The sequence below is a fragment of the Pseudomonas sp. SORT22 genome (assembly GCF_018417635.1).
GTDB lineage: Bacteria > Pseudomonadota > Gammaproteobacteria > Pseudomonadales > Pseudomonadaceae > Aquipseudomonas.
The window spans coordinates 2,058,966-2,082,353 of the sequence record NZ_CP071007.1 but is presented as its reverse complement, the minus strand read 5'-3'; the positions used below and the strand labels follow the sequence as shown (position 1 = coordinate 2,082,353).

Genomic DNA, 23,388 nt, shown 5'->3' with positions numbered 1-23,388 from the left:
GCTCACTGCCTGTCCTTATTTCGACGCCGGCGACAGCTGCTCAAGGGCGCTGTTCAGGGCCAGTACGTTGACCACCGGCGGGCCGATCAAGGGGTGCAGGGTGGACTGCTCGACCAGTACTTGCAAGGCCTCGGGGGCAACCTTGCGCGCCGCCGCCACCCGCGGCAGCTGGTAAGCCACCGCCGCCGGCGACAGGTGCGGGTCGAGGCCACTGCCGGAGGTGGTCAGCAAGGCCAGCGGCACCGGCCCCTGCGCTTCGATATACAACTGCGCGGCGCTGCTCTTGACCCGCTCGGCCAGCGCCGGGTTGCTCGGCGCCAGGTTGCTGGCGCTGCTCGATACCGTGGCGTAGTCACCGGCCGACGGCCGCGACTGGAACCAGGCGTCACCCTCGAAGCGTTGCGCGATCAACTGCGAGCCACGCACCTGGCCCTGGCCGTCGCGCAGCAGGCTGCCATTGGCCTGCTCGGGAAAGGCCAGCTGCGCCACCCCGGTGACCACCAGCGGGTACACCGCGCCGGTAATCAGGGTCATCAACAGGATCAGGCTCAGGGCCGGACGAATAGGGTTAGTCATGGTCATCTCCTTGGTTCAGACCAGCTTCAGGGCGGTGAGCAACAGGTCGATCAGCTTGATCCCGGCGAACGGCACGATCAGCCCGCCCAGGCCATAGATCAGCAGGTTGCGACGCAGCAGGTGGGCGGCGCTGGCCGCCTGTACCCGCACCCCGCGCAGGGCCAGGGGGATCAGCACGACGATGATCAGGGCGTTGAAGACGATCGCCGAGAGGATCGCGCTTTGCGGGCTGCTCAGGTGCATCAGGTTGAGCACGCCCAGTTGCGGGTAGATCGCCGCGAACAGCGCCGGGAGGATGGCGAAGTACTTGGCCACGTCGTTGGCAATCGAGAAGGTGGTCAGCGCGCCGCGGGTCACCAGCAGCTCCTTGCCGACCTGGACCACATCCAGCAGCTTGGTCGGGTCGCTGTCGAGGTCGACCATGTTGGCCGCCTCGCGCGCGGCCTGGGTACCGTCGTTCATGGCCATGCCGACATCGGCCTGGGCCAGCGCCGGGGCGTCGTTGGCGCCGTCGCCGCACATCGCCACCAGGCGGCCGTCGTTTTGCTCCTGGCGAATGCGCGCCAGTTTCTTCTCCGGGGTGGCTTCGGCGAGCACGTCATCGACCCCGGCTTCGGCGGCAATCGCGGCGGCGGTCAGCGGGTTGTCACCGGTGACCATCACCGTGCGAATACCCAGCTTGCGCAGTTCGGCAAAGCGCTCGCGGATGCCCGGCTTGACCACGTCCTTGAGGTGAATCACCCCCAGCAGGCGCTTGTCGGCGCAGACCAGCAAGGGCGTGCCGCCGCTCTGGGCGATCTTGTCCACTTCGCGGGCCAAGGGCGCGGGCATTTCCAGGCGCTGCATGGCGACGAAGGCCAGCACCGAGTCCACCGCGCCCTTGCGGTAGCGACGCTGCTGGTAGTCGATGCCGGACAGCCGGGTTTCGGCGCTGAAGGCTACAGGCGTGAACTGTTCGGCGTTGGGTTCGTTGAAGTCGTGCAACTGGCGCAGGTATTCGACAATCGATTTACCTTCGGCGGTGTCGTCGGCCAGCGACGCCAGCAAGGCGCCCTCGCCAAGCTCGCGGGCGGTGACGCCGGGCGCAGCATGCAGGGCGCTGCAGCGGCGGTTGCCGAAGGTGATGGTGCCGGTCTTGTCGAGCATCAGCACATGCACGTCGCCTGCCGCTTCTACCGCACGGCCGGAACGGGCGATGACGTTCAGGCGCACAAGGCGGTCCATGCCGGCGATGCCGATGGCCGACAGCAGGCCGCCGATGGTGGTCGGGATCAGCGTGACCAGCAGCGCCACGAGGAACACCAGAGGGATGCTGCCCCCGGCGAAATGGGCAAACGGTTGCAGGGTCACTACCACCACCAGGAAGATCAGGGTCAGGCCGATCAGCAGAATATCCAGGGCGATTTCGTTGGGGGTCTTCTGCCGCTTGGCGCCTTCGACCAGGGCGATCATGCGGTCCAGGGTCGACTCGCCGGGGTTGCTGGTGATGCTGATCAGCAGCCAGTCGGAGACCAACCGGGTGTTGCCGGTCACCGCCGAACGATCACCGCCGGACTCGCGGATCACCGGCGCAGACTCACCGGTAATCGCCGCTTCGTTGACCGCGGCGATACCTTCGAGCACCTCGCCGTCGCCAGGGATCATCTCCCCGGCCGAGACCTTGACCACATCACCCTTGCGCAGGCTGGTGGCCGGGACAATCTCGAAGCTGCCCGAGGCCGTCCGGCGGCGGGCACTGAGCCCTTGGCTGCCGGCCTTGAGACTATCGGCGCGGGCCTTGCCACGGCCCTCGGCGAGAGCTTCGGCGAAGTTGGCAAACAGCACCGTGAACCACAGCCACAGGGCGATCTGCACCGCCACGGCGGTCGGCACGCGGCTGTCGGGCACGAAGCACAGCAAGGTGGTGAAGATTGCGGTCAGTTCCACCACCAGCATCACCGGCGAGCGCTTGAGCTGGCGCGGGTCGAGCTTGACGAAGGCCTGCACCAGCGCCGGGCGCCACAGGGCGGCAAAGGTAGTGCGCGCAGCCTCGGGGGCCTGCGCCTTTACTTCAGGAATCGGCATGTTCATCAGTTGTTCCTCACAAGCCCAGGCTCAGGTATTCGGTCACCGGCCCCAGGGCCAGGGCCGGCAGGAAGGTCAGGCCACCGACCAACAGGATGGTCACCACCAGCAAGGTGACGAACAGCGGGCCGTGGGTCGGGAAGCTGTTCTGCCCCACCGGTGCGGATTTTTTCAGTGCCAGGCTGCCAGCCAGGGCCAGCACCGGCAGGATGTAGCCGAAGCGGCCAATCAGCATGCCCAGGCCGATCATCAGGTTGTGGAAGGTGGTGTTGGCACCCAGGCCGGCAAAGGCCGAACCGTTGTTGGCGCTGGCCGAGGTGTAGGCGTACAGCAACTGGCTGAAGCCGTGGGCACCGGGGTTGCTGATCGCCGCCGCAGGGCCGGGCAAACTGGCCGCCAGGGCGCCGAGCACGAGCACGCCGACCGGCATCACCAGCAAGGTCGCCACCAGCAACTGCACTTCCCGCGCCTGCAGTTTCTTGCCCAGGTATTCCGGGGTGCGGCCGATCATCAGGCCGGCGAGGAACACCGCGATCAGCACGTTGAGCAGCATGCCGTAGAGCCCGGCGCCGACGCCGCCGAAGATCACCTCGCCGACCATCATGTTGACCAGCGCGACCATGCCGCTGAGCGGGTTGAGGCTGTCGTGCATGTTGTTCACCGAGCCGTTGGAAGCGGCGGTGGTGGTCACCGTCCAGAGCACGCTGGCGGTGGTGCCGAAACGGCTTTCCTTGCCTTCGAGCGGCGCGGTCTGTTCAACCAGCGGGCTGCTCAGGTTCGGGTTGGCCTGGTACTCGCTCCACAGCGCGGTGCCGCCGCCGATCAGGAACAGCGCGAGCATGCCGGCGATGATCGCCCGGCTCTGGCGCATGTCCTTGACGTAATGGCCGAAGGTAAACACCAGGGCCACCGGAATGAGAATGATCGAGGCCACCTCGAACAGGTTGCTCCAGGCCGTCGGGTTCTCGAACGGGTGCGCCGAGTTGACGCCGAAAAAGCCACCGCCGTTGGTGCCCAGTTGCTTGATCGCGATCTGGCTGGCAGCCGGGCCCAGCGGGATGGTCTGGTCGGCGCCTTGCAGGGTCAGGGCATGAACATAATCGGCGAAGGTCTGCGGCACGCCCTGCCACACCAGCAGCAAAGCCAGCACCAGGCACAGCGGCAGCAGGCCGTAGAGCGTGGCGCGGGTCATGTCGACCCAGAAGTTGCCCAGGGTCTGTGCCGAACGGCGGGCGATACCACGGCACAAGGCAACCAGCACGGCGAGGCCGGTGGCGGCGCTGACGAAGTTCTGCACGGTCAGGCCGAGCATCTGGCTCAGGTAACTGACCGAGGCTTCGCCGCTATAGGACTGCCAGTTGGTGTTGGTGACGAAGCTCACGGCGGTATTGAACGCCAGCGACCACTCCTGCCCCGCCAGGTGCTGCGGGTTGAGCGGCAGGTAGCCCTGCAACAGCAGTACGGCGAACACCACCACAAAGCCTGCGAGGTTGAAGGCCAGCAAGGCCAGGGTGTACTGCTGCCAGCTCTGCTCTTTGCTGGCATCGACCCCGGCGAGCCGGTAGCAGCCACGCTCGACCGGCCCCAGCAGCGGCGACAGCCAGGTGCGCTGCCCCTCCATCACCTTGAAATAGAAACGCCCGAGCAAGGGTGCCGGGAGCAGTACCAGCGCAAAGAACGCCAGCAGCAACGCGTAATCGTAACTGTGCATGGTCGCTCCTAACCCCGATCGGCGCGCAGCAGCGCGACCAGCAGGTAGATCATCAAGGCCACTGCCAGCAGCAGTGACACCCCGTCCAGAATGCTCATGAAAACTCTCCGTCCTTACGGCACGTGCCGCTGACGGTCATTGTCGGTAGAGAGGCTGTAAAGGGGCGAGATCGAGAGCCAGGGCCGGGCATAAAGAATGCGTAAATAACGCGATGCGGCGGGGCCTGGATTGCGAGCGCTGCGCGCTCGATCGCGGGGCAAGGCCCGCTCCCACAGAAGGCCCGCCCCTACAGGACTTTCCACTGCGCTGGCTGCTGGTAACCGGCAACCCAGCCGATCACCTGCTCGGCCGGCATCGGCCTTGCGATGCAGTAGCCCTGGGCGATGTCGCAACCCAGGCCCATCAGCAGTTGGCCATGCTCTACCGTCTCCAGGCCTTCGGCGATTACCTGGCGGCCAAAGGCCCGGGCCAGGCCGATGACGGCGCGGGTCAGGGCCAGGTCGTCGTGGTCGTGGAGGATGTCGCGCACGAACGATTTGTCGATCTTGATGGTCCGCGTCGGCAGGCGCTTGAGGTAGCTGAGCGACGAATAGCCGGTGCCGAAATCATCCAGGGAGAACTGCACGCCCAAACGCTGGCAGGCCTCCAGGCACTGGCTGACGCGCTGGATGTTTTCGATCGCCACCGACTCGACGATCTCCAGGTCGAGCATCGCCGGCGCCACGTCCGGATGACGCCCGAGCAGCAACTGCAGGCGCTCGACAAAGTCGTCACGCTGCACATGGCGGGCAGCGATGTTGACGCTGACCGGCCACTGATGGTCCAGCGCCTGCCAGCTTTGCATCTGGCTCATGGCCTGGTCGATCACCCACTCGCCAATCTCGACGATCAAGTCGGTCTGTTCGACTTGCGGCAGAAAATCGCCGGGCAGCACCAGGCCCTTGCCCGGGTGCTGCCAGCGCAGCAGCGCCTCGAAGCCGATCACCACGCCACTGTGCATGTTGACCTTGGGTTGGTAATGCAGGCACAGCTCACCCTGGTGCAAGGCCTGGCGCAGGCGCGCCACGGTCTGGTGGGTGGCCTTGACCTCCTGGTCCAGCGACACGTCGAACAGGTGAAAGCGGTTGCGCCCGCTCTGCTTGGCCACGTACAGGGCCTGGTCGGCGTGGCGCACCAGGGTGTCGGTGTCTTCGTTGTCCTGGGGGAACAGGGTCACGCCGATGCTGGCGCTGACGCGAATCTCCTGCTCGCGAATCCGGTATGGCGCGGCGATCGCGGTCAGCACCCGGTCGAGCGCCGCCTGCAAGTGGGTGGGGTCTTGCACGTGGCGCAGAATCAGCACGAACTCGTCGCCCGACAAGCGCGCCACGGCATCGCCGCCACGCAGGATGCCCTTGAGCCGGGTGGCCACTTCGACCAGCAGCAGATCGCCGCTGGCATGCCCGTAGCCATCGTTGACCGCCTTGAAGCCGTCCAGGTCGAGCATGCACACCGCCAGCGGAATGTCCTCGCTGCGCGAGAACTCCAGGGCCTGGTTGAGCAGGTCAGACAGGTAGGCCCGATTGGGCAGGCCGGTGAGCACGTCGTGGCCGACCCGCCATTGCAGGGTATGCAGCAGCTGGCGTTTTTCGGTGACGTCAAAGCGGATCGAAACGTACTTGCGCACCTTGCCCGTGGCCGGGTCGATCAGCGGCACCATGGTGCTGTCGACCCAGTACAGCGAACCGTCCTTGGCGCGGTTGCAGATCTCGCCCTTCCACACCCGCCCGGCAACCAGCGCGCGCCACATGCCGATGAAGAACTCCGGCCCGTGCAGGCCGGAGTTGAGGATCCGGTGGTTGGCGCCCAGCAGTTCCTCGCGGCTGTAGCCGGAGATGCTGCAGAACTGCTCGTTGACGTAGGTGATCCGGCCGCTCAGGTCGGTTTCAGAAAAGATCGCGGCGGCATCGACTGCCGCGCGGTAATTATCGTCCATGAATTCCTCTGCACCCTGGTGGCTAGCGATTGAAACGCTCGACCAGGGCCCGCAGGCCCGAAGAAATGCTTTCCAGTTCGGCGCCGCGGCTGGCTGCAGCATTGGCGTTGAGCGCGGTGGCCTGCACGGTGCTGGCAACCTTGTTGATCTGCTCGGACACGTCTTCGGCCACCGAGGATTGCTCTTGCGAGGCGGCGGCCATCTGCTGGCTCATGTCGCTGATGCGTTCGACCGCGGCGCGAATACCCTGCAAGGCACGCTGCGCCTCCAGCACCTGGGCCACGCCCTGCTCGGCCTCGTTGATACCGAGGCTGGCGATGCTCACCGCCTCGTCGGCGCCGCTGCGCAGGTTCTCGATGATGCCCTGGATCTGCACGGTCGAGTGCCGGGTCTTGGCCGCCAAGGCGCGAACCTCATCGGCGACCACGGCAAAGCCACGGCCCTGCTCGCCGGCGCGGGCCGCTTCGATGGCGGCGTTGAGCGCCAGCAGGTTGGTCTGTTCGGCAATCGCGCGAATCACTTCAGCGGCGAGCATGATGTCCTGGGTCTGCCCGGCCAAGTGGGTGACCGCCTGGTTGATCTGGCTGACGGTAGTGGCCAGCAACTGGATGGCCTCGCGACTGGTGCCGGCGACCTGGCTGCCCTGCTCGGCCAACTGGTTGGCGGTCTGCGCCTGCACGGCGGTCTGCTGCACATGCTCGGCCACCTCGCCGATGGAGGCGGCCATTTCAGTCATGGCGGTGGCGGTCATGTCGGTTTCGCCGCGCTGCTCCAGCAGTGCCGTTTCAGTGTTGCGCGACAAACGGCTGGAGTCGCTGGCGGCTTCGGCCATTTGTGTGGCCAGGTCGCTCAGGCGGGTGAGCGCGGTTTTCAGCCGCGCTTCTTCGCTGATCAAAATCATCTGCAACTGCGCCGCCGGGCCCAGTAGGTCGCTGTAGGTCAGGGCGCTGATCTGGTCGGCAAAGGTGTGCGTCGAACACCCGACGATCTGCCCCAACTGACGACCCAGACGGCCATGCGCCCACAGGCCGAGCAGCGCGAACAGGCCCAGGGTGATCCCCTGGCCCGGCCAGCCCGGCAGCACCTGGTTGGCCGCCACCGCCAGCGCGCCTGCAGCCAGGGGCAGGCTCATCACCTGGCCGAGCTGAGCCAGCCGGCGCCCGCTCGCCACTGCCGGCTTGCCCTCGCGCAAGCGTGCATACAGTGCTTCGGCACGGCGCACCTGCTCGCGAGTGGGCTTGACCCGCACCGACTCATAGCCGACCAGGCGGCCGTCCTCGAGAATCGGCGTGACATAGGCGCTGACCCAATAGAAGTTGCCGTTCTTGCAGCGGTTCTTGACGATGCCCATCCAGCTCTGGCCGGCCTTGAGGTACTGCCACATCAGGGCAAACACCGCTGGCGGCATGTCCGGATGGCGCACCAGGTTGTGCGGGCTACCGATCAGCTCGGCCTGGCTGAACCCGCTCATGGCGGCGAATTCGGCGTTGCAGTAGGTAATATTGCTGGCAGTGTCGGTGGCGGAAATAAGCCGTTGATCCTCGCCGAAAGTCTGTTCGACCGAGGTAACCGGCATGTTGAGACGCACGATAAAACTCCATTTGCAGGGGTCTGCCAGGTTGTCCTGCGCAGCGCCCAAACCATTCGTCCGACACCGAGATCAGCCTTCTACCGGGGTGCTTTGCTGAATAGTCTCAGCTGGGTCAGCGCGGTTGAAACTCGATGGCTTTTGACCTGTCCAAACGATCAATTCTACGAATTACATCACATTATGCAAACAAAGGTGATGAATTGTGGCGTTGCCTCTTGCCGATAGATATCGTTAAGTTCTTGATTCTAAATGGGAATTAAGCGATGACAATTTCAAGTTTGGGTTCGGCCATCAGACGTTACCGCAAGGTAGCCGGGCTCACTCAGGCTGAACTTGGCGAGAAAACCGGTTTTGACCCCAAGACCATCAGTCGCTTCGAAACCGGCACCTACACTCCCAGCGTGGAAGCCCTGTCGAGCTTTTCCGAAGTGCTGGGGATCAAACTCAAAGCCTTCTTCGCCGAAGAGAACGACGAAGACGAGCAGCGTGCCTACCTCTTCGGCGTCGTTCACAAAACGCCCTCCCAGGACCTGGGAAAGCTGATCGCAGCGGTAGACCTGGCCTTGTCCAAGCCTTAGTGGCGGCAACCCCGAAAAGCGGCAGGTCGACCCTGCCGCTTTTTTTTGGTTCTTCACGCAATCCCGGAGTCTATGATCTTTGGGTTGGGTTGTTGCGGTTACGGCTGCGGGCTTATCCATTTGATGTGGCGCGGCTGCCGGCCCCTTCCGCCCTTACGGCGGGTCCCTTTTGTCTTGGCAAAAGGAACCAAAACCGCTCGCTCCAGCATACGGCCCTACGCTGCGCTCCGGGTTCCTTCGCTACGGTGCCTTCCAGGGGCATCGCGGCCTACGACTTGCTTCGCCAAGTCTACGTCTCGCGACTTCGGCTCAGGCCGAAGGGTGCTACGCACCAGCCCCCTCCAGACACCTACGCTCAGCCTCCTGAAGTCGCGAAGTTACGGGCGGCGCCTGCACTGACGCATCTACGAAAGCAGATGTTGGCGAAGCCATGCTGACGCAGGGGCGGGACAAGCCCGCTGATAAAACGAGCACCAACTTGTTTGGTCTTGATCTTGATGTTCATGCACGTACTTCCAGGCGCCGCGAAAAGCGACTTCAGGAGGCCGAGCGGAGGTGCCTGTAGGGGCGGTGCGCAGCACCTTCGGCGGCAGCCGAAGACGCGAGATGTAGACTTGCAAAGCAAGTCGTAGGCCGCGATGCCCCGGAAGGTGCCGTAGCGAGGGGACCCGGAGCGCAGCGTAGGGCCGTATGTAGGAGCAAGCGGTTTTGCCTACTTCTTCCCAAGAGAAAAGTAGGCCGCCGTAAAGGCGGAAGGGGCCAGCAGCAGCCCCACACTGAATGGATAAACTCACAGCCTCAACAACCCAACCCTGAATTCCGTGAAGAGCTTTTTTTGCCTGGCTATTGCACCGCAACTGGTCAGACCGGTAAAGCCAATTCTTGCCCGCTCAGCCGAAAACCCCTTGCAAACCCAAAAAAATCGCGCCTACACTGCCCACGCACTGGACATACCGGTAAGACCACAATAATTAAGTCCTCCGCTCTTTCGCCCGCCGTGGCATCGAAGCAGGGACACCGACCAGAGATCCCTCCCATGCTCAAATGGTGCTCGCGTTCGATCTTCCTCCAAGTGGTGTTGGGCCTTGTGCTAGGCATAGCCTGCGGCCTGAGCTTTCCTGAAGTTTCCCTGCAACTCAAACCCCTCGGTGACGGCTTCATCAAGCTGATCAAGATGTTGATCGGGCTGATCGTGTTCTGCGTGGTGGTCAGCGGCATCTCCGGTGCTGGCGACCTGAAAAAGGTCGGGCGCATCGGCCTGAAATCGGTGATCTACTTCGAAATCCTGACCACCATCGCCCTGGTGATCGGCCTGGTGTTCGCCTTTACCTCGGGCATCGGCAGTGGCGCCAACATTCATCTGGACCAACTGGCCAGCAGTGAAGCCAGCAACCTGGCCGAACGCGGCCAGCACATCCATGGCACTGCAGCGTTCCTCATGGACCTGATCCCGACCTCGGTGGTCGGCGCCTTTGCCGACAACAACATCCTCCAGGTCCTGCTGTTTTCAGTGCTGTTCGGCAGCGCCCTGAACCTGGTCGGTGAAGCGGCCTCGGGCATTTCGCGGCTGATCAACGAACTGAGCCACATCATTTTCCGCATCATGGGCATGATCGTGCGCCTGGCGCCGATCGGCGTGTTCGGCGCCATCGCCTTCACCACCAGCAAGTACGGCCTGGAATCGCTGCAGCACCTGGGCGGCCTGGTGGCCTTGTTCTACCTGACCTGCACCGGTTTCGTGCTGTTGATCCTGGGCACCGTGATGCGCCTGTCGGGGCTGAAGATCCTGCCGTTCATCAAGTACCTGCGCGAAGAGCTGACCATCGTCCTCGGCACCGCTTCTTCCGACGCCGTGCTGCCACAGATCATGCGCAAGCTCGAGCACCTGGGCATCGGCAGCTCGACGGTGGGCCTGGTGATTCCTACCGGTTACTCGTTCAACCTCGACGGCTTCTCGATCTACCTGACCCTGGCCATCGTCTTCATTGCCAACGCCACCGGCACGCCGCTGGCGATGACCGACCTGCTGACCATCCTGCTGGTGTCGCTGATTACCTCCAAGGGCGCCCACGGCATTCCGGGTTCGGCGCTGGTGATCCTTGCCGCGACCCTCACCGCGATTCCGGCGATCCCGGTGGTCGGCCTGGTGCTGGTGCTGGCGGTGGACTGGTTCATGGGCATCGGCCGGGCGCTGACCAACCTGATCGGCAACTGCGTGGCCACCGTGGCCATCGGCCGCTGGGAAGGCGATATCGACATGGAACGGGCCAACAATGTGCTGTCGGGCAAACAGGGCTTCGGCTTTGCCCAGCGCAAAACCCCCAACGCCCATCAACAAGAGTTCTGAGCAACAGGGCCGGCAGCAAAACTGCCGGCCACAGGAGCAAACCATGCAAGTGTTCTCATGGAGTGACCAATGATTACTTCATCAACCGTCGTCAACTCAGTGGTGGAAAAACTCCGCCAGGCCCTGGCCCGCGGCCAGTGGCGCTCCGGCGACATGCTGCCGGGCCAGCGCGAACTGGCCGAGCAACTGGGCATCAGCCGGCCAAGCCTGCGCGAAGCGGTGACCGTGCTGGAAACCCTCGGCCTGGTGCGCTCGATGCCGGGCAAGGGCGTGCTGGTACTGGACGCCGATGCGGCGCAAAGCACCTCGCCCCAGAGCGGTGTCGCCGAGGCCAGCCTCGAGGATGTGCTGCAACTGCGCTACACCCTCGAGCCGTTTATCGTCGGCCTGGTGGCGCAGTCGATCAGCAGCAAGGAAATCGGTCAGTTGCGCCTGACCCTGATGGACATGCGCGAAGCCCTCGAGGCCGAAGACAGCGAAGCCGGGGTCAACGCCTACATCGCCTTTCACGAAGAGCTGTTCACCCTGACCGCCAACCCGATCTTCCAGAGCGTGGTGCAGCAGACCAGCAACGCCCTCAAGCAAAGCGCCGCAGTGCTGCGCAACTCGCCCGAGCACCTGGCGGCGCGGCTTGAGGAAAACGAAGCGGTGGTGCGCGCCATCCGCAACAAGAACAGCGCCCAGGCCAGCGCGCAGATGCGCCACCATATCCTTCAGGAAGGCCGGCGCATGGGCATCGAACTGAACATCCCGGACGATCATCCGGGCAACTGACCCCAGGAGTGCGACCATGAACGCCAGCGCCCACGCCCATGACACCGCCCTGCCCTCGTTGCTTGCCCAGGGTGAGCGCAGGTTGTCGGCCGAGCAGATCTACCCACGGCTGTTCGATGCCATCCTCGAGCAGCGCCTGGCTCCTGGCAGCGCCCTGACCGAGCAAGCCCTGGGCGATGCTTTCGGGGTTAGCCGCACGGTGATCCGGCGGGTGCTCGGGCGCTTGTCGGACCAACAGGTGATCGTCCAGCGCCCGAGCCACACCGCACGCCTGGCTGCGCCCGACCCGCAGCATGCACGGCAGATCCTCAGCGCCCGGCGCCTGGCCGAAACCACCCTGATCAGCCTCGCGGCCAAACGCGCACGGCCGGCCAAGATCCGCCAGTTGCGCGAACTGGTGGCCCGCGAGCGCCAGCACCATGAACAGGGCCAGCGCTGCACGGCGATCCGCCTGGGCGGCGAGTTTCACCTCAAACTTGCGGACATGGCCGACAACCTGCCGCTGGCGCGTTTTCTCAACGGCCTGGTACCGCAGACTTCGCTGATCATTGCCCAGTACGAAGCACGACCATGCAGCCATTGCGCCTGGCAGGAGCATGCGGCGATCATCGATGCGCTGGAGAACGGCGATGGCGAGGCGGCGCTGGCGTTGATGCATGAGCATCTGGATCATATCGAGGCCAAGCTCGACCTGGAGGGTTGAGCATTTTCGCCTGGGAGCGGGACTTGCCCCGCGATACGATGTGGCCGACAGGACGCTATCGCGGGTCAAGCCCGCTCCTAACAGATGGACCGATGACCGCCTTGGAGGGCACCCTGATGACACCTGCGCCGCACATGACACCGCAGCAGCGCCAGCAAGTGCGCGCAGCAATGTCCGATGCCTTCGTCGACACCCACGTCGAATACCTGTGGATCGCCCGCCACCTGGTGGGTTTTGACCGCGAGCTGCTCAAGGAAATCTTCTACAGCGAAGTCGCCCCCGCCTGCTACGGCAACATCATGACGCCGGTACCGCCGGTCTGGACCGGTTTCGACGAAACCTGGCTGCAGGAGGAGATCGAAGAAACCCTCCAGGCACGCCGCGACAGCTGGTGGCGGCGCCATATCGACCGCCTGTTGAACGCCACCTGGGTGTGGTTTTTCTGCAAGGAGATCTGGGCCGACATCCTCCTGGCCCTGGACGAGGCCGAGGCCGAACAGCAGCGCGAGTGACGGCACCTATACTCAGGTAACCACACCATTCGAGCTTGCCTGACCACAGGGGGGCTGCGCTTTGATTCCGCGTTCCCCGCTCATCGCCCTGCTGCTCGCCGTGCTCCTGGCGCTGGGCGGCTGCGGCTCACGGCAAAAGGTCAGCGAGCCGCCGCCCATCCCGGTCAATGCGGCGACCTGGCAACAGATCGACCGCGAGATCATCGACGCTTCGCTGGCGGTCACCAGTTCAGTCAACGACTATGCCCGGCGCTCCATGCGGGTCTGGAAAGACCGCGTGCAGCAGTACACCGAAAGCGAGTTCATCCCCTGGTTCACCGGCTACTGGACCCAGCAATGGCTGACCATGAAAGTGGCCTGGTACAAAATGAACAGTGGCGACGGCAGCGAAACCCCGGAAAAGCGCCTGGCCCAGTACCTGCAGGAGCAGTACCACGAACGGGTGCTGGACCCGGTGGCCAAGGAGATCGACCCCGAGGCCATTCGCGACCGGGCCATGGAGCTGTATATCCAGCTGCTTGGCCAGCAACTGCAGCAGATTGCCCAGCGCTACCGGGCGCCGCCGGAGCAGTTCAACCTGCACCTGACGCGAATCCAGGCCATCGGCCTCGGCCCCCCGGCAAACAACAATGCCTCGCTCCATCAATTGCTGTTCAGCAAGCCGCTGGAACAGCAACCCGCCTACGCCGCACTGGTCAAACGCCTGCACAGCGCCGTGCGCGCCGGCACCCAGCGCGCCGACATCGGCCTGTCATCGGTCGCCCAGCAAGCCAGTGAAAAGCTCGGCGCCACCCTGGCGCCACGGGGCATCGCCAGCGCCGTGGCGGCAGCCGTCGGGCGTGCGGCGGGCACGGTGATTTCCCTGGCGGCCACCGGCATCGGGGTGATGACCCACAACCGCGAACAACCGGCTATGATCGAGCAACTGCGGGTGATCCTCAACGTCGCACTGAACGAGGAATGGCGGGAACTGATGGAGAACCGCAAGACCGGCGCCATGGCCGGGGTCTACTACCTGTCGGGTGAGATAGAAGACAGCCTGCTGGCCGCCGAAGGCCCCGAGCGCGAGCCGCAACCCGCAGCCCAGGTGATCACCCTGCCGGCCCAATAAACGCGCGGCTTATGCGGCGACGCGGTTGTCGGGCTGAGCCTGGGCCGAGGTCGGCAGGCCGAAGATGCGGTCAAACAGCCAGTTGTAGATGAAGGTGTAGCACGGGATCAGGATGATGAACGCCAGGTCGACGACAAAGGCCTCCAGCAGGCTCATGTCCAGCCACCAGGCAATCAGCGGAATCAAGTACACCACCAGGGTCAGCTGAAAACCGATGGCATGCGCCAGCCGCCGGCCAACACTGCGCCCACGCTTGGCCTGGCGGCTTTCCCAGTACTCGAACAGGGTGTTGTAGATGAAGTTCCAGGCCATGGCGATGGTGGTGATCATCACCGCCAGCGGCCCGGTATTGCTCGGCGCGCTGTCGGCCAGGTAGGCCAGGCCCAGGGTCGACATGCACAGACCGATCAGTTCATAGGCGGTCACGTAGACCAGTTTGCGTTTGACACCTTGCACGTTGCTAACCTCGGTTTTGCCGTAAAACGTCGCCCTCTTGGGCAACTGAGGCGGGCAAGCATGCGTCAATCTTCTTGACAGCCAAAGTCAGCAGCTATCAGATTAGCTGACAGGAGATTGCCATGAACTTTTCCAGCGACAACATCGAACTGTTTCTCGCCGTACTCGACCGCGGCTCGTTTTCCGCTGCCGCCCGGGCTTTGGGCCGGGTGCCGTCGGCGGTAAGCATGGCCATCGGCAACCTGGAAGCGGAACTGGGCTTCACCCTGTTCGAACGCACCCACCGGGAAACCCGCCCCACCGCCATGGCCCAGGCCCTGGAGCCGCACGCACGGATGATCGCCAACCAGCTGGGGCAATTGCAGGTGCATGCCCTGGAGCTGTCCCAGGGGCTGGAAAGCACCTTGAGCATCAGCGTGGTGCCGGACATCGACCACACCCGCCTGCTGGCGGCGATCAGAACCCTCAGCGAGCGCCACCCGTTGCTGAATGTCGAGGTGCTGAGCGCCCCGCAGGAAGATGCCCTGCAACTGCTGCACGACGGCCGCGTCAGCCTGTGCCTGGCCTTCGCCGGGCTGTCGGTGGACGCCCGCCAGCGTTTTCAGAACATCGGCATGGAGTCGCTAGTGGCCTGTATCGGCCCGCAGCACCCGGCCCTGCAACAGCGCCCCCGGCAAATCGTTTACCTCGAAGACCTGGCCAACGTCCGGCAGATCCTGGTGGCCAGCCGCGACCTGCCCCTGAGCGACACCCGCGCGCTGATCGGCAAGGCGTACTGGCGCACCGACAGCCTGGCCATGGCCATCGAAATGGTCGAAGCCGGCCTTGGCTGGGGCGACTTTCCGTTGTCGCGGGTAGCACCGTTGCTCGGCGCCGGGCGCCTGGTGCGCCTGGACTTCAGCAACACCCGCAACGAGTTGCAGTTGCCGGTGCATGCCTTCTGGCGCCAGCACCAGCCACTGCAAAAAGCTGCCCAGGCGCTGGTGCGTTTATTGGGCGTGCAATAAAGCGCCCGGCTGAAACACGCATTCCAAAGCAGGCAGTAGGAAAATCCTGTCAGCCCCTGCGGCAAAAACTCCTATCAATTTTTCAGTTTTGCGGCCGATACCCGTCTGGATAGGTACGAGCACACGCCAAAAGCGCCGCTCGGCACTCCTCTTTACTGGCACAAGGTCTCGGAACATGAACCTGAAATTTCGCCACAAGATCCTGCTGTGCGCCTGCGGCGTCGTGGTTCTGGCATTTGCACTGTTCACCCTTTACAACGATTACCTGCAACGCAACACCATCAAACAGAACATCGACTCGTCGGTCAAACAGGCCGGGGCACTGGCTGCCAGCAGTGTGCAGAACTGGATGAGCGGGCGCATTCTGGTCCTGGAAAACCTCGCCCAGGACGTCGCCCAGCAAGGCGCCAACGCCGACCTGCCGGGCCTGGTCGACCAGCCTTCGTACACCAACAACTTCCAGTTCACCTACGTGGGCCAGGCCAACGGCGTGTTCACCCAGCGCCCGGACGCGAAGATGCCTGACGGCTACGACCCGCGCCAGCGCCCGTGGTACACCGCGGCCGTCGCTGCCAACCAGACCATGCTGACCCCGCCATACATGGCTGCGGTCGGCGGCCTGGTGGTCACCATCGGCATGCCGGTGAAAAGCAAAACCAGCGGCGAACTGCTCGGCGTGGTCGGTGGCGACCTGAGCCTGGCGACCCTGGTGGACATCATCAACGCCGTGGATTTCGGCGGTATCGGCCATGCATTTCTGGTCGACCGTAACGGCCAGGTGATCGTCAGCCCGGACAAAGACCAGGTGATGAAGAACCTCAAGGACATCTACCCGGGCAGCAACCTGCACATCGCCCCCGGCACCCACGAGGTCACCCTGAACAATCAGGAGCGGATCATCTCCTTCGCCCCGGTCAGCGGCCTGCCGACGGCTGACTGGTACATCGGCCTGTCGATCGATCGCGACAAAGCCTACGCCGGCCTGAGCCAGTTCCGTACCTCGGCCATTATCGCCATGCTCATTGCCGTGGCCGCCATCGCCGGCCTGCTGAGCCTGCTGATCCCGGTGCTGATGCGTCCGCTGACCACCATGGGCCGCGCCATGCAGGACATCGCCCAGGGCGAAGGCGACCTGACCCGCCGCCTGGTCGTCGAGAACAAGGACGAGTTCGGTGAACTGGCCGGTGCCTTCAACCAGTTCGTCGAGCGTATCCATGCCTCGATTGCCGAAGTGTCCTCGGCCACTCGCCAGGTCCACGACCTGTCCGAGCGCGTGATGAGCGCCTCCAACGCCTCGATCATCGGCTCCGAAGAGCAAAGCATGCGCACCAACAGCGTGGCCGCGGCGATCAACGAGCTGGGCGCTGCCACCCAGGAAATCGCCCGCAACGCCGCCGATGCCTCGCAACACGCCAGCGGCGCCAGCGAGCAGGCCAACGACGGTCGTCAGGTGGTGCAGGAAACCATTTCGGCGATGACCTCGCTGTCGCAGAAGATCAGCGAATCGTGCGAGCAGATCGAAACCCTCAACGCCAGCACCGACGACATCGGCCAGATCCTCGACGTGATCAAGGGCATCTCCCAGCAGACCAACCTGCTGGCGCTCAACGCCGCCATCGAAGCGGCCCGTGCCGGTGAAGCCGGGCGTGGTTTTGCCGTGGTGGCCGACGAGGTCCGCAACCTGGCCCACCGCACCCAGGAGTCGGCCGAAGAGATCCACAAGATGATCACCACCCTGCAGGTCGGTTCGCGCGAGGCGGTGCACAACATGAACGCCAGCCAGGTCTCCAGCGAAGAAAGCGTGATGGTTGCCAACCAGGCCGGCGAGCGCCTGAGCAGCGTGACCCAGCGCATCGGCGAGATCGACGGCATGAACCAGTCGGTGGCCGCCGCGACCGAAGAGCAGACCGCCGTGGTGGAAAGCCTGAACCTGGATATCACCCAGATCAACGTGCTCAACCAGCAAGGCGTGGCCAACCTCAATGACACCCTGCGTCATTGCGATGCCCTGGCCCAACAGGCCGGGCGCCTCAAGCAACTGGTCGACAGCTTCAAGATCTGACCGCTGTGAAAAACAAAAGGGGCCGCTTGCGGCCCCTTTTTTCATCCCCTCGCGCTACACCGCAAGCACCTGCTTGGCCCGCCCCAGGCGCAGCCAGCCGATCAAAACCGCCAGCATCAGCACAAAACCCAGGTAACCGAAGAACGGATAGACCTGGCCGACCAGGCTGATAAAGCCGATCAGGCTGCAGACAAACGCCGCCCCCCCCGCCGCCACCGAACCCAGGCGAAAACTGCGGGTGCCGGCCGGCAACAGCCGCGCCAGAAACGAATACAGCGTGCCCACGGCGGTGTTGACGATCATGCCGAAGATGATCACGCACATGATCACGCCCAGTGCCGGGGAGATTTCGCTGGCAATCGACAGCATCGGCATCGGCAGCTCGGCCACACTGTCCAGGCGCGACAACAGCCCGGCGCTCATCACCAGCATCAGCCCGCCCAACGCCGCGCCGCCAAGAATCCCGCCCCAGATCGCGGTTTTCTCCAGGCGCGCAGAACCTCCGAGAATCGCCAGGATCGGCGCCCCGGCAACGATGTTGTACGACACATACAGGAACGCACCGAGCAGCCAATGGCGGGTGCCCGCCTCTTGCTGGCTGGCCACCTGGTCAAGCTGGGCAAAGCTCAGCTCGCGGGTAAATACCGCGTACAAGGCAATCGCCGTGGCGACCAGGATCAGGAACGGCGTCACCGCACCGATCAGCAGTATCACCTTCTGTACATCCAGGCACACCACCGCCACCACCAGAACGGTCACCAGCACACTGCCGGCCAGCGCCGGAATGCCAAACTGCTGTTCGAGCAAGGCCCCACCGCCGGCAAGCATCACCACAGTGACGGCGAACATGAAAAATGTGATCAGCAAATCGACGAACAAGCCCAGGTAACGCCCGCAGATGGCGTACACCACGTCCTTGTGCGAGGCCGCCTGCAAGCGATTGCCGAGCCTTGCCAGGGCCATGCCGAGAAAGGTGAACAACGCCGCACTGACCAGCGCCCCAAGCAGGCCCCAGAGGCCGAAGTCGACAAAGAACAGCAACAGCTCCCGCCCCGAGGCGAACCCTGCGCCGACGATCACGCCGATAAAGGCGCCTGCAATTTTCAGCTGCTCTTTCATTTTCAGCCCTCTGGTATCGATGGCCCTGCGGGACCTTTGTTGTTGTTTTTACCCAGTGTTGCCGTGCTGACTCAGTCGTTGCCGAGCCAGGCCTGCACTTCGATCTCGACATCCACGCCCAGGGCCAGACCGGCGCTGACGGTGGAACGCACCGGGTAGCCGTTGGCGAAGAAGCTTTTGTAGACCTCGTTGAAACCGGCGAAATGAGCCATGTCGGACAGCCACACGGTGGCCTTCACCACCTGGTCGAAACCGACGCCGCACTCGGCCAGGGTTTCACCGATACGCTCAAGCGCCGCCCGGGTCTGGACCTGAATGTCGCCGCGCACCACTTCACCGTCGGCGTGCAGGGGGATCTGCCCGGAAAGAAACAGAAAACCGCCGACCTTGACCGCTTTGGAAAACGGATATGGCAGGTGGCTGGGGATACGCTCGATAGTCGAACTCATGGGAAATCTCCTTCGGGAATTAACGAAAACGCGCCGGGGACAAGCGTTGCGGCTCGACCCCTTCGGCGCTCAGGGTTGCCGGTAACGGTTGCTCAAGCAACAGCGCACAGGCCAGTTGCGAAGCGCCAGCGGCGGACTGGATACCATAACCGCCTTGCGCCGCCAGCCAGAAAAACGCCGGGTTGTGCGGATCGCGGCCAATCACCAGGTCGCCATCGGCAACGAACGATCGCAGCCCGGCCCAGCTATGACTGGGGCGGCGAATCGCCAGGGTGGTGATGGCCTCGATGTTGTAGATACCGATGGCGACGTCGAGCTCTTCGGGCATCACGTCCTGGGGCTCGACCGGGTCGGCGTTGGCCGGTGAGCCGAGCAACTGCCCGGCATCGGGTTTGAAATAAAAGCTCTCATCGACGCCGATCACTGCCGGCCAGCGGCTGAAGGCCTGGTCTGGCGGGCCGTCGAAGGTAAAGGCCGAGCGCCGGCACGGCTGCAGGCCGACCGGCTGTACGCCGCAGACCGCCGCGATGTGATCGGCCCAGGCGCCAGCGGCGTTGACCAACTGGCGCGCCTGAATGCAGCTGCCGTCGGCCATCACGAGCTGCCAGTAACCTTCGTGGTAACTGCCCTCGACCACCTCGGCATTGCAGTGCAAGTGCCCGCCGGCCTGGCGGTAACCGCGCAAGAAGCCCTGGTGCAGCGCGTGTACATCCAGGTCCATGGCGCCGGGTTCGAGTACCGCGCCGGCCACCACCTCGGCGCGCAGGCTCGGCACCAGCGCCAGCGCCCCGTCGCGGTCGAGCAAGGTCACTTCGGTACCGTTGGCCTGGCTCTGTGCATAGGTGCTGGCGAGCAGCGCCTGTTGCTCCAGGGTCGCCACATACAGACAACCCCGCGGTTCGAGCAGTGCATGCTCGCAGAAGCCCGGCGGCGGCGACTCATAAAAGGCCCGGCTGGCGCGGGTCAGCGCCTGGATCTGCGGGGTGCCATAGGCCTCCATGAACATCGCCGCCGAGCGCCCGGTGGAGTGGTAGCCGGCCTGGGCTTCGCGTTCAAGCATCAGCACTTGGCGCCCTGGCGCCAGCCGATAGCCCAATGAAGCACCGGCAATACCGGCGCCGATGATCACGATGTCGAAGGTCTGTGTCATAGCCATGCAATCACCTGCGAGATGAAATTATCATTTGTGAGAATTCTAATATCTGAGAATTTCGGATTATGCAAGCGCTCACGGTAAGATGCGCATCCGTTTTACCTGACCGAGATGCTTGATGAGTGCCGACCGCCCCCCTGCCGACACCAGCCCTGGCGCGCTGCCGCTGATTGACCGCGCCGAAGTCGGCGCGCGCCTGCGCAGCGTGCGCAAGGCCCAGCAACTGACGCTCAAGCAACTCTCGGCGCTGTCCGGGGTGCCGGTCTCGACCCTGTCGAAAATGGAACTGGCGCAGGTCTCGGTGAGCTACGAAAAACTCGCGGCGGCGGCGCGGGCGTTGCAGGTGGATATCGCCCAGCTGTTTCGCGCTTCAGGCGTAAGCGATGTGCCAGTGCCGACCACCGTCGTGGTCAACTCCCTGCCCAGCGCCCCCGGCTACAGCACCGGCACCTACGACTACCACCCGATTGCCGGCGAATTCCCGCAGCGCCTGATGACCCCGATGTACGCCCGGATCATCGCTCGCGAGCGGCAACAGTTCGACGAATTCATCCGCCACCCCGGGCAGGAATTTGCCCTGGTGCTCAGCGGGCGTGTGCGCATCGTATTCGAGACCGGTGAGGCGGTGAGTATCGGCCCCCAGGAGACGGCCTACTTCAACAGCAATGTAGGGCATATTTATCTTTCCGAGACGGAAGATGGTGGGGATGCGCATGTGATGGTGGTGATGACGGATCGGTAACAGCGTTGTCTGTAACACCGCATCGCGGGTCAAGTCGGGTCGCCGCACCGCCGCTTGTGTCTTGAGGTTGGAATAGAATCAGAAGTGAGAGCGGTGAATGGCAAGCTGTACGCCGGTAGTGCTTAAAGCACGTGTGGGAGCAAAGCTGCCATTCACCTCTCCACTCTGGCCCGAGCCCGAACAGTTGATTGAGCGCCTCTCGAATCACAAGCGTGGGCCAAGCCAGAGCGCTCTCACAACTGAGTGTAAGAGGGTTCAGCCATGTTGTCTTCTGTTGGAATCGACACTGCCAAAGCCACGTTGGAAATCTGCATCAAACCTCAGAAAATCCGCTTCGAAGTAATCAATGAGCGCCCAGGCTTTGATGTGCTGATCGGGCGACTGAAGGACTTCAAGATCAGCAGAGTGTTGATTGAAGCGACCGGCGGCTACGAGAAAGAAGTGCTGATTGCATTGCGCTCGGCGGGTTTCGAAACCATCTGTATCAACCCAGCCCGTGCGCGGAAATTCGCCGAGGCGATGGGTAAAAAAGCCAAAACCGACAAGATCGACGCCGAGGTTCTTGCGGACTTCGCGGCACACCTCAGCGCTCCTCAAGGCCAACCGATCAGCCCGGAACGCGAAGAACTGCGCGAGTTGGTGAAGCAGCGCGCCCAATTTGTGCAGAGCCGTGATGACTACAAACGGCGTCGCCTGCAATGCCGCTCGGCAATGGTGATGGCCCACTTTGATGAGCACATCGAGCAGCTGAAAGTGCTGATCAAACGCCTCGACGAAGAAATTGACCAGGCGATGGTGCAACTGGACGACACCAGGGCGCGTCAGTTGTTGGCGGTGAGCGGAATTGGTCGGGTAACCGCCGCAAATCTGCTCGCCTCACTGCCAGAGCTGGGGCAATTGGACCGCCGTCAGATCGCCGCGCTAGTGGGCGTAGCGCCTTACAACAACGATAGCGGTAGCCATCAAGGGCACCGCCAGATATGGGGTGGCCGGGCGCATGTAAGGCGAGTCCTGTACATGTCGAGCTGGATCATCATCCGTCATAACACGGAATTTAAAGCACGCTACGAAGCACTTCGGGAGCGTGGCAAGTGTGCCAAGGTAGCCCTCGTGGCCTGTATGCGGGTGCTGATAGTCAGGCTGAATGCAATGCTGCGGGACAATACCCCTTGGCGAGTGCAAACAGCCTGATCAAGACAGTTGCTCCCACAGCGCTACGCGCTCAACAAGAGCGAAGCGAATTGTGCTCTTGATCTTGATCTACCGGCCCCGTTAACCAGAAGGGCCGAGTGCAGGTGTTGCGAAGGGGCTAGTGCGCAGCACCTTCGGCGTTAGCCGAAGTTGCGAAACGTAGAGTTGCTTGCAACTCGTAGTTCGCAATGCCCCGTAGCGACACCGTAGCGAGGGAACCCGAAGCGCAGCGTAGGGCCCCTGGTGGGGCAAGCCCTTTGGTTACTTTGGGGCGACTGCCAAAGTAACCCGCCGTAAGGGCGGAAAGGTGACTCCGCGCCACCATCACAACCGGATAAGCCCCTCCTCTCACAGCCACCACCGGTTATAACCTAATAACGAACAAGTCTATTTGGCTATAAAAAAACCTTTATGCTGGCTGCCATCCGATCACGGGCACGTTGGGCGTTTAGGTTACTTATGGATGTAGGTTCTTTCGGTTTCACCATTGCAGGCCTGGTAGTTGGATTCATCGTCGGCATGACCGGCGTCGGCGGCGGCTCGCTGATGACCCCGATCCTGCTGTGGTTCGGCATCAACCCCGCCACCGCCGTAGGTACCGACCTGCTCTACGCCGCCATCACCAAAGCCAGCGGCGTCTGGGTCCACGGCAAAAACAACAATATCGACTGGAAAATCACCGGCTGGCTGACCCTTGGCAGCGTCCCGGCCGCCGCCCTGACCCTGTGGTTCCTCGCCAGCCTCGATGCCGACACCCAGGCCGCCAACGCCATTATCAAGCAAGGCCTGGCCGTGGTCCTGGTGCTCACCGCCCTGGCCATCCTGTTCAAAAGCAAACTCCAGGCCTTCGCCAGCAAACACGCCGGCGACCGCTACCACCTGAGCGGCACCAGCCTCAACCTGCTGACTGTGGTCACCGGCGTGGTGCTCGGCGTCATGGTCTCGCTGACCTCGATCGGTGCCGGCGCCCTGGGCACCGTGGCGCTGTTTCTGCTCTATCCGTACCTGGTCACCCGCCGCCTGGTCGGCACCGAAATCGCCCACGCCGTGCCCCTGACCCTGGTGGCAGGTCTCGGCCATGCGAGCATGGGCAACATGGACTGGTCGCTGCTCGGCTACCTGCTGCTCGGCTCGCTGCCGGGCATCTACATGGGCAGCCACCTGACCGGGCGAATTTCCGACAGCATCCTGCGCCCGTGCCTGGCGGGCATGCTGCTGATGATTGGCTACAAGCTGGCGTTCTGATCAAGGCTATCAGGCAACACCA

Annotated in this window: 22 protein-coding genes and 2 pseudogenes; 12 read left to right on the top strand and 12 right to left on the bottom strand. The window is 63.5% G+C overall.

The genetic code is table 11. The features are described 5' to 3' along the window. Window positions 1-15: 15 nt before the first annotated feature. The 7 genes and pseudogenes from kdpC to JYG36_RS26795 form a co-directional block, all read right to left on the bottom strand. Window positions 16-576, bottom strand: coding sequence for a potassium-transporting ATPase subunit KdpC (gene kdpC / locus JYG36_RS09820; protein WP_093380956.1), 561 nt, complete (start codon window positions 574-576; stop codon window positions 16-18). A 15-nt stretch (window positions 577-591) separates the two neighbouring features. Next, window positions 592-2,646 carry a potassium-transporting ATPase subunit KdpB gene (gene kdpB / locus JYG36_RS09815; RefSeq protein ID WP_213603758.1) on the bottom strand — a complete coding sequence of 685 codons (2,055 nt, stop codon included), beginning with the start codon at window positions 2,644-2,646 and terminating at the stop codon, window positions 592-594. A gap of 10 nt (window positions 2,647-2,656) precedes the next feature. Next, window positions 2,657-4,351 carry a potassium-transporting ATPase subunit KdpA gene (gene kdpA / locus JYG36_RS09810; RefSeq protein ID WP_213603756.1) on the bottom strand — a complete coding sequence of 565 codons (1,695 nt, stop codon included), beginning with the start codon at window positions 4,349-4,351 and terminating at the stop codon, window positions 2,657-2,659. An 8-nt stretch (window positions 4,352-4,359) separates the two neighbouring features. Continuing rightward, window positions 4,360-4,449, bottom strand: coding sequence for a K(+)-transporting ATPase subunit F (gene kdpF, locus JYG36_RS09805; RefSeq protein ID WP_036996387.1), 90 nt, complete (start codon window positions 4,447-4,449; stop codon window positions 4,360-4,362). Between the two features lie 188 nt (window positions 4,450-4,637). Then, window positions 4,638-6,326 (bottom strand): putative bifunctional diguanylate cyclase/phosphodiesterase, encoded by a 1,689-nt coding sequence (locus JYG36_RS09800; protein ID WP_213603754.1) that lies wholly within the window; start codon window positions 6,324-6,326, stop codon window positions 4,638-4,640. Between the two features lie 22 nt (window positions 6,327-6,348). After that, window positions 6,349-7,458 carry a methyl-accepting chemotaxis protein gene (locus tag JYG36_RS09795; protein ID WP_371128675.1) on the bottom strand — a complete coding sequence of 370 codons (1,110 nt, stop codon included), beginning with the start codon at window positions 7,456-7,458 and terminating at the stop codon, window positions 6,349-6,351. A 174-nt stretch (window positions 7,459-7,632) separates the two neighbouring features. After that, a pseudogene (locus JYG36_RS26795) lies at window positions 7,633-7,797 on the bottom strand (PAS domain-containing protein); the annotation flags it as partial. A 383-nt stretch (window positions 7,798-8,180) separates the two neighbouring features. Between JYG36_RS26795 and JYG36_RS09790 the strand changes: the two are divergent. Beyond that, window positions 8,181-8,495 (top strand): helix-turn-helix domain-containing protein, encoded by a 315-nt coding sequence (locus JYG36_RS09790; protein ID WP_213603752.1) that lies wholly within the window; start codon window positions 8,181-8,183, stop codon window positions 8,493-8,495. Between the two features lie 355 nt (window positions 8,496-8,850). On the opposite strand, the gene JYG36_RS09785 is transcribed toward JYG36_RS09790, so the two are convergent. Then, on the bottom strand, window positions 8,851-9,000 hold the full coding sequence (locus JYG36_RS09785) for a hypothetical protein (protein ID WP_213603422.1): 150 nt from the start codon (window positions 8,998-9,000) through the stop codon (window positions 8,851-8,853). A gap of 531 nt (window positions 9,001-9,531) precedes the next feature. Between JYG36_RS09785 and JYG36_RS09780 the strand changes: the two genes are divergently transcribed. The 5 genes from JYG36_RS09780 (at window position 9,532) to JYG36_RS09760 (ending at window position 13,942) form a co-directional block, all read left to right on the top strand. After that, entirely contained in the window at window positions 9,532-10,842 is a 1,311-nt protein-coding gene (locus tag JYG36_RS09780; RefSeq protein WP_038994418.1) for a C4-dicarboxylate transporter DctA, read from the top strand. A gap of 69 nt (window positions 10,843-10,911) precedes the next feature. Next, on the top strand, window positions 10,912-11,616 hold the full coding sequence (locus JYG36_RS09775) for a FadR/GntR family transcriptional regulator (RefSeq protein WP_045194809.1): 705 nt from the start codon (window positions 10,912-10,914) through the stop codon (window positions 11,614-11,616). A gap of 16 nt (window positions 11,617-11,632) precedes the next feature. Next, window positions 11,633-12,319 (top strand): GntR family transcriptional regulator, encoded by a 687-nt coding sequence (locus JYG36_RS09770; protein ID WP_045194811.1) that lies wholly within the window; start codon window positions 11,633-11,635, stop codon window positions 12,317-12,319. Window positions 12,320-12,411: 92 nt separating this feature from the next. Continuing rightward, entirely contained in the window at window positions 12,412-12,831 is a 420-nt protein-coding gene (locus tag JYG36_RS09765; RefSeq protein ID WP_082075396.1) for a DUF7079 family protein, read from the top strand. Window positions 12,832-12,895: 64 nt separating this feature from the next. Continuing rightward, on the top strand, window positions 12,896-13,942 hold the full coding sequence (locus tag JYG36_RS09760; protein ID WP_213604374.1) for a hypothetical protein: 1,047 nt from the start codon (window positions 12,896-12,898) through the stop codon (window positions 13,940-13,942). Between the two features lie 9 nt (window positions 13,943-13,951). On the opposite strand, the gene JYG36_RS09755 is transcribed toward JYG36_RS09760, so the two are convergent. Beyond that, a complete protein-coding gene (locus JYG36_RS09755) occupies window positions 13,952-14,398 on the bottom strand; it encodes a PACE efflux transporter (RefSeq protein ID WP_045194813.1) in 447 nt (148 codons plus the stop codon). Between the two features lie 122 nt (window positions 14,399-14,520). On the opposite strand from JYG36_RS09755, the gene JYG36_RS09750 reads away from it, so the two are divergent. The 3 genes and pseudogenes from JYG36_RS09750 (at window position 14,521) to JYG36_RS26785 (ending at window position 17,467) form a co-directional block, all read left to right on the top strand. Continuing rightward, window positions 14,521-15,405 carry a LysR family transcriptional regulator gene (locus JYG36_RS09750; RefSeq protein WP_213603750.1) on the top strand — a complete coding sequence of 295 codons (885 nt, stop codon included), beginning with the start codon at window positions 14,521-14,523 and terminating at the stop codon, window positions 15,403-15,405. 175 nt (window positions 15,406-15,580) lie between these two features. Further along, window positions 15,581-16,564: pseudogene (locus JYG36_RS26790) on the top strand (cache domain-containing protein); the annotation flags it as partial. 117 nt (window positions 16,565-16,681) lie between these two features. Next, the gene (locus tag JYG36_RS26785) at window positions 16,682-17,467 is read left to right on the top strand and encodes a methyl-accepting chemotaxis protein (RefSeq protein ID WP_371128674.1); all 786 of its coding nucleotides are present in this window, start codon (window positions 16,682-16,684) and stop codon (window positions 17,465-17,467) included. A gap of 54 nt (window positions 17,468-17,521) precedes the next feature. On the opposite strand, the gene JYG36_RS09740 is transcribed toward JYG36_RS26785, so the two are convergent. From JYG36_RS09740 to JYG36_RS09730, 3 genes are all read right to left on the bottom strand, one after another. Next, a complete protein-coding gene (locus JYG36_RS09740; protein ID WP_213603748.1) occupies window positions 17,522-18,586 on the bottom strand; it encodes a YkvI family membrane protein in 1,065 nt (354 codons plus the stop codon). 71 nt (window positions 18,587-18,657) lie between these two features. Then, the gene (locus JYG36_RS09735) at window positions 18,658-19,035 is read right to left on the bottom strand and encodes a RidA family protein (RefSeq protein WP_213603747.1); all 378 of its coding nucleotides are present in this window, start codon (window positions 19,033-19,035) and stop codon (window positions 18,658-18,660) included. Between the two features lie 19 nt (window positions 19,036-19,054). Further along, window positions 19,055-20,185: an NAD(P)/FAD-dependent oxidoreductase gene (locus JYG36_RS09730; protein ID WP_093380933.1), complete on the bottom strand. Its 1,131-nt coding sequence runs from the start codon at window positions 20,183-20,185 to the stop codon at window positions 19,055-19,057. Between the two features lie 121 nt (window positions 20,186-20,306). Between JYG36_RS09730 and JYG36_RS09725 the strand changes: the two genes are divergently transcribed. The 3 genes from JYG36_RS09725 to JYG36_RS09715 all read left to right on the top strand — a co-directional run bounded on the left by JYG36_RS09725 (window position 20,307) and on the right by JYG36_RS09715 (window position 23,366). Further along, window positions 20,307-20,930 (top strand): helix-turn-helix domain-containing protein, encoded by a 624-nt coding sequence (locus tag JYG36_RS09725; protein WP_213603746.1) that lies wholly within the window; start codon window positions 20,307-20,309, stop codon window positions 20,928-20,930. A 261-nt stretch (window positions 20,931-21,191) separates the two neighbouring features. After that, window positions 21,192-22,121: an IS110 family transposase gene (locus tag JYG36_RS09720; protein WP_213601769.1), complete on the top strand. Its 930-nt coding sequence runs from the start codon at window positions 21,192-21,194 to the stop codon at window positions 22,119-22,121. A gap of 459 nt (window positions 22,122-22,580) precedes the next feature. Further along, entirely contained in the window at window positions 22,581-23,366 is a 786-nt protein-coding gene (locus tag JYG36_RS09715) for a sulfite exporter TauE/SafE family protein (protein WP_045194827.1), read from the top strand. The last annotated feature ends 22 nt before the right edge of the window (window positions 23,367-23,388 follow it).